Raw genomic sequence first — 3,484 nt, 5'->3', positions numbered from 1 at the left:
ACATAAGGCAAAGCTGCATGAGGTTGCGGATGATGTTGGCATTGTCGGGAATATCAATGCCCAGGGCGTTTTCAACGGCATGCACCGAGGCCAGGGCATGAGTACCCGTGCACACGCCGCAGATGCGTTCGGTAAAAGCCCAGGCATCGCGGGGGTCGCGTCCCTTGAGGATGATTTCTATGCCGCGAAAGATGGTGCCGCAGGATACGGCATTGGTGATCACGTTGTCGTCGTTGATGTTCACTTCGCAGCGCAGGTGGCCTTCAATGCGGGTTACGGGGTCCACAACGAGGCGGCGGCCCGCGTCAACAACAGTATATCCTTGCGTCTTGTATTCATAGGACATGGGTGCGTTCCTTAGCTCTTGCTGGTGTCTTCGTTAACTTCCGGGGCCTTCTTTTTGTCGCAGGCATGGCGGACCATGCTGGCCGCGCCATGAATAGCCACACCGGCGGCCACACCCGCCACTGCGGCCACCCCCACGCTTTCAGCAGTGGAGTTGGTTCCCATATGCGGGATGGTGGTGATGCGGTCGTAGAAGGATTGCTGATCCCAGAAGTTCTGTTCCGAGCAGCCAATGCAGCCATGCCCGGACTGGATGGGAAAGGAAACGCCGTTGTTCCAGCGGGTGGAGGGGCAGGCATTGTAGGTGGTGGGGCCTTTGCAGCCCATTTTATACAGGCACAGGCCGGAGCGTGCGCCTTCGTCGTCCCACGATTCCACACACTGGCCCGCGTCAAAGTGGGCGCGGCGGTAGCACTGGTCGTGCACGCGCACGCCGTAGAACATTTCGGGCCGCCCCTGTGCATCAAGGCTCGGCAGGCGGTCATACGTAATGATGTAGGTCAGGATGGAACTCATGACTTCGGGAATGGCCGGGCAGCCGGGAACCTTGATCTGCGGCTTGTTGGGGAAAAGCTTGTGCAGGGGGGTGGCCGCCGTGGGATTGGGCGAAGCCGCCTGTACGCAGCCCCAGGAGGCACAGGTACCCCAGGCGACCACGGCCTTGGCATGTTCCACACCGCGCTTGAGCTTCTCATAAAAAGGTTTGCCGCCGTCAATGCAGTACATGCCCTGCTCATTCAGGGGGACGTTGCCTTCCACAGCCAGGATGTACTGGCCCTTGTACCTTTCAATGGCCTGCTCATAACAGGCGTTGGCCTGTTCGCCGGCAGCCGCCATGATGGTGTCCTGATAGTCCAGGGCAATCATTGAAAGAATAATGTCGGCCGCCAGGGGGTGGGCCGTGCGCAGGAAGGATTCGGTACAGCAGGAGCAGGAAAGACCATTAATCCAGAGTACCGGAAGACGGGGTTTGGTGGAAAGGGCCTGGGCAATAGCCAGGTCCGCGCCGGGGCCAAGCCCCATTGCAACGGCTGTGATCGCGCAGAACTTCATGAAGTCCCGGCGGCTGACGCCTTTGCTGCGCAGAACCTCGGCGGTTGTTTCAAGACGTGCCATAGTTACCTCAACGCTTGCTAGGTTGGAAGTGAGCTGTGAGGAGGGGTGCAAAAGCCGCACCGGGCAGAGAAGGGGCTATACTCAAGCCCGCTTTATCATAACATCTACTAATAAGGTTATAGGGCAGTACTTGCAAAAGCAAGTGAAAAAATTGAATGAATTCTGCAAAGGCCAGAATGGCGCGGCTGGCAGCACAAAAAAACGCAGTACAATATAACGTATTTTATATTTACCTGCTCGCGCAGCCTCATCGCAGCCAGCGTGCGCGCATAAGAAAAAAGAGGTTCTTTTGAGCAAAAGAACCTCTCTTGGTGACAGGCTTTTCAACTGCCTGCGGGCGGTGGCCGCCCTTCAGCAGTCGCGGGCGCGGCAAGGCCGCGCCCGCGAGGGTCATATAATGTTATTCTTCTTCTCCGGCGCCTTCAAATTCGATGAAGCCGGGGTTCACGTTGGTCATGGCGTTAACGATAAGTTCCACCAGGCCGCCGTAGGCGAAGTTGTTCTTGGTGTACAGGTCGTTGTGCTCAAGAATTTCGCGGATCTGGCCCTTGCAGTTGGAGCAGGGGGCGCAGATGTATTTGCGGGTTTCGGGGCCGAGGCAGTCCTTGAAGGCTTCGCTGATCTGCCACATCTTTTTACGGCCGGAAATGTTGCCGCGCCATTGTTCGATGTTGTTGCGGGTCATGATGGCAAAGCCGGAACCGCCGCCGCAGCAGTAGTTGTCCACGCCGTGGCAGGGCATTTCGCGGAACTGGGGCGCAATCTTACGCAGAATTTCGCGCTGGGGCTCCACGATACCCATGAGGCGCACCACGTTGCAGGGGTCGTGCAGGGTCACGGGGAAGTCGTTGCGCGAGGGGTCCAGCTTGAGGCGGCCGCTCATGACGATGTCGCGCAGGGTAACATAGCAGCTTTCACGCGGCACCTGGTATTCAAAGGGGATCACGCGGTCGGCAATGACGGTAAGCGCCTTGTGGGCATGGCCGCATTCGCCGATGACGATTTTTTTGACGCCCAGTTCCTTGGCGGCCATCATGTGTTGCAGTGCGATGCGGGCGGTCTGGGCATCGTCATAGAACACGCCGTAGTTCACGCCGTCATAGGCAAGGGCCTTGCTGGAAAGCGTCCACGACAGGCCAGCTTCCTGGAAGATGAGCGAGAAGGAAGCGATGTTTTCAGGCCAGGCCATGATTTCGCCGGCATTGTGCAGCAGCATGATGTCCGCGCCCTGCACGTCAAAGGGCGTATGGATGCCCACGCCGGTGATTTCGCTGTAGTCTTCGTCAATGAACTCCACGTTTTCTTTCACCACTTCGGGGGTCATGCCCGTGGAGGAGCCGGCCTTCATGTGGTTCATAGTGCCGCGTTCGTGCAGTTCGCGGGGGTAAATGCCCATTTCCTGGCTGAAGACCTTGCGGATTTCGCGGGCCATGAGGCCGTTGTCCACACCGATGGGGCAGGTCTGGGCGCAGCGGCGGCAAAGGTTGCAGCGGTAGGCCAGTTCGCCCAGGCGGGCCACGGTTTTCCAGTTCAGGTTCATGTCGCCGTAGCGCCATTTGGCCAGAGGCTCTTTCTTCACATACTGCTTGTAGATGCGGCGGAAGATTTCAGAGCGGAAGTTGGGGCGGTACATTTCGTTTTCGCCCGACATCTCGTAGAGATGGCAGGCATCAGAACAGGAATTGCACTGAACGCAGTTGTCCGTGCTGGTTTCAAGCATGGGCAGGAAGGTCCAGTTATTTTCTTTGCTGAACAGCTTGCGCACGCCGTCGAGGAACTTGTTGACCAGCTCTTCCTCTTCTTCACGGTTTTTGGGCTTGGGAATGTTCAGCACGCAAACTTCGTCAAGAATACAGGCTGTGTTTTCTTTCTGCTCTTCAGTAAAGGGCTTCCAGGGCATGGTATGCATATCCACAGCCAGCTCGGGGATTTCTTTCAGGTCAATGCTGACCATCTGCCCGTCGACGGTGGAAACGTCAGTCAAGCGAAGGTTGTCTTTCATGTCTGAACTCCCTAGTCTTCT

At 57.3% G+C, this 3,484-nt stretch carries 3 protein-coding genes; all 3 read right to left on the bottom strand.

Annotated features, from left to right (window positions below):
• A partial coding sequence (locus QZ377_RS10055) for a nickel-dependent hydrogenase large subunit (RefSeq protein WP_291441018.1) occupies window positions 1-346 on the bottom strand: 346 nt, incomplete at its 3' end.
• Window positions 347-357: 11 nt separating this feature from the next.
• Window positions 358-1,461, bottom strand: coding sequence for a hydrogenase small subunit (locus QZ377_RS10050; RefSeq protein ID WP_291441017.1), 1,104 nt, complete (start codon window positions 1,459-1,461; stop codon window positions 358-360).
• Window positions 1,462-1,861: 400 nt separating this feature from the next.
• Window positions 1,862-3,463 (bottom strand): (Fe-S)-binding protein, encoded by a 1,602-nt coding sequence (locus QZ377_RS10045; protein WP_291441016.1) that lies wholly within the window; start codon window positions 3,461-3,463, stop codon window positions 1,862-1,864.
• Window positions 3,464-3,484: the final 21 nt, after the last annotated feature.

Origin of the sequence: Desulfovibrio sp. (assembly GCF_019424165.1) — a bacterium.
Lineage (GTDB): Bacteria > Desulfobacterota > Desulfovibrionia > Desulfovibrionales > Desulfovibrionaceae > Desulfovibrio.
Note: the sequence above shows the minus strand (reverse complement) of the source record. Positions and strands in the feature narration are given on the sequence as shown.